We start from the raw sequence: 2,615 nt of genomic DNA, 5'->3' as shown, positions 1-2,615 counted from the left end.
CAAGGTGTTTGGCGTGGTAAGAATAAACAAACCACCCGTAGCCGAGATGATCAAAAAAGAGCAGATGATTTAGTGAAACGTAATTTTAATGCTGATCATCCTGACCAACTGTGGGTGAGTGACTTTAGTGTGCCGCAGCAAGCGGCGTAAGAGATGAGGGTATGGCCCCTCGCTATCGGCTTGCAGGAGCAGGTAGCAAACCACCATAAGCGGCTTGGATCAAAAGTCCCGGTCGTGAGCGTTATGGAAAAGGCATCGTAGAGATGTCAGGTAAGAATTAGGAAGGCGAACAACAGTGAACTGCCGTTCAAGTGTCGAAAGTACTCAAATGACATCAAAACCGGGGATGGAAGTTACCCCGCGATTAGTTTGGCCGTTACCTGCTTACGGGCCATTCGGTGTCCGGCGTAGAGGCAGCGCGATCCTAATTCAGGCTCTTACGTTGAACTGCGGGAACCTTCGGTGGCGATGTCAAGCGAAAGGCACAAGCTCAAAAGGCAAGGCTGATAATAGCAATGCGTCACCAAGGGGCGGAGCAACTCGTAGTAGTGTTGAAGTTACTGTAATGGTAATGGAGCGAAGGGGTTGCATTATCCAGGTCTACGGATTTGTCAACTGTGCAAGCAGGAGGAGCAAAACTTTATGACCAAACCATTTAACATTCCTAAAGCGTTAATCTGGGAGGCATTTAAGAAAGTCAAAGAGAATGGCGGTGCTGCAGGCATCGATCATGAATCTATTGAGCAATTCGAACACCACTTAAAAGGCAACCTGTATAAACTATGGAATCGACTTTGTTCAGGCAGTTATTTTCCATCGCCAGTCAAAGGTGTACCGATTCCAAAGAAATCAGGTGGGGTACGTATGTTAGGCATTCCAACAGTAGCGGATCGAGTAGCACAAACAGCTGTCAAGCTTATATTGGAGCCACGGATTGATCCTCTATTTCATCCAAACTCTTATGGCTATCGTCCAGGGCGTTCTGCCCATGATGCGATAGCTATGGTGAGGCGACGAAGTTGGGAGTATGACTGGGTTGTGGAATTTGATATCAAAGGTTTATTTGATAACATTGATCATAATCTACTCATGCGTGCACTTAAGAAACACTGCGAAATTCCATGGATTCTTCTCTATGTAGAACGCTGGTTAAAAGCACCTATGCAAAATGTAGATGGTCAAGTTTTAGAAAGGAATCGCGGCACACCGCAAGGTGGAGTTATCAGTCCTCTATTGGCTAATTTATTTATGCATTATGCTTTTGACATGTGGATTACCAAGAATCTTGCGAGTGTAAGATTCTGCCGCTATGCGGATGATGGAGTAATTCATTGCCGAAGTTTATCTCAAGCCAAACTTGTTTTACAAAAGATCGATGCACGATTTCGTGAATGTGGTCTCGAATTGCATCCAGACAAGACAAAGATTGTTTATTGCCAAGATATTAATCGTCGTAAAGCATATCCCGATGTTCAATTTACTTTTCTCGGGTACACGTTTAGGCCCCGTAAGGCTGTGGACAAGTATAAAAGAGTTTATGTAAATTTCTCTCCTGCAGTCAGTCGTGATGCACTTAAAGCAATGCGACAGACTATTCGGAAATGGCATCTACATCTGATGTGTAATCGCGAATTAAGTGATTTATCTGCAATATTCAATCCAATTCTTCAAGGTTGGCAGCAATACTATGGTCGATTCCATGGTTCAGCAATGTCAGCGATCTGGCAACACATGAATGCTTATCTTATACGCTGGATGAGGCGTAAGTATAAAAACTTGGCCCGTCATAAAAGACGGGCTAGATATGCCTTAGGGCGACTTGCGCGTGATTTTCCAAATGCCTTTGTGCATTGGAAAATGGGATGTTTACCATCGGTTGGATAATGGGAGCCGGATGAGCTGAGAGGTTCATGTCCGGTTCTGCGAGGGGCTAAGGGTGAAATTCCCTTGGTCTACTCACCCGTATATTCAAACAAATTCAGGCTGGGTCTATACCGCCTTTATTATTGATGTGTTCTCACGAGCAATTGTTGGATGGAAAGTATCGACACGGATGAATACAGATATGGTGCTCGATGCATTAGAGCAAGCCTTGCACGATCGAGGCATGCCAAAGAATGTGATTCATCATTCCGATAGAGGTGTTCAATATCTTTCTATTCGCTATACCAATCGTTTAGAAGCAGCAAATTTACGAGCATCAGTCGGTACAACTGGTGATTCATACGATAATGCTCTGGCTGAAACGGTGAATGGCTTATACAAAACAGAGGTGATTGAATATTTAAAAGCAGATTGGCAAGGTTTAGCAGATGTACAACTAGCGACACTCAACTGGGTAGATTGGTTCAATAAAAAGCGTGTACACAGTGCACTGGGTTATGTATCGCCTTTTGATTTTGAAGCAATGTACTATGATAAGATTAACCCGTTAGGTCAGGTGGCCTAACTTAAATAAAAAAGTCTCCGACAAACCCGGTACGGTTCAGAGCTTGATTAGCCTGGCTTAAATTTGGTTTGCAATATAACGCCTGAATACCCATTTTCTTCATTAAAGTACGTGTATGACGTCGTCCTATATGATGCCCTTGACGATTCAACAAATCACGCATCAT

Annotated in this window: 1 protein-coding gene and 3 pseudogenes; 3 read left to right on the top strand and 1 reads right to left on the bottom strand. The window is 43.7% G+C overall.

Features of this window, described 5'->3' with window-relative positions; translation table 11 throughout:
* From FTV41_RS14270 to FTV41_RS14260, 3 genes and pseudogenes are all read left to right on the top strand, one after another.
* Positions 1-138: pseudogene (locus FTV41_RS14270) on the top strand (IS3 family transposase); the annotation flags it as partial.
* Positions 139-642: 504 nt separating this feature from the next.
* Positions 643-1,884 (top strand): group II intron reverse transcriptase/maturase, encoded by a 1,242-nt coding sequence (gene ltrA / locus FTV41_RS14265; RefSeq protein WP_179996723.1) that lies wholly within the window; start codon positions 643-645, stop codon positions 1,882-1,884.
* Between the two features lie 79 nt (positions 1,885-1,963).
* A pseudogene (locus FTV41_RS14260) lies at positions 1,964-2,449 on the top strand (IS3 family transposase); the annotation flags it as partial.
* Between the two features lie 40 nt (positions 2,450-2,489).
* Here FTV41_RS14260 and FTV41_RS14255 read toward each other — a convergent pair.
* Positions 2,490-2,615, bottom strand: a pseudogene (locus tag FTV41_RS14255) (IS3 family transposase); the annotation flags it as partial.

It is taken from the genome of Acinetobacter sp. YH16051, assembly GCF_013417135.1.
In the GTDB taxonomy this organism is placed as follows: Bacteria; Pseudomonadota; Gammaproteobacteria; order Pseudomonadales; family Moraxellaceae; genus Acinetobacter; species Acinetobacter towneri.
This window is presented reverse-complemented; position numbering and strand designations above follow the sequence as displayed.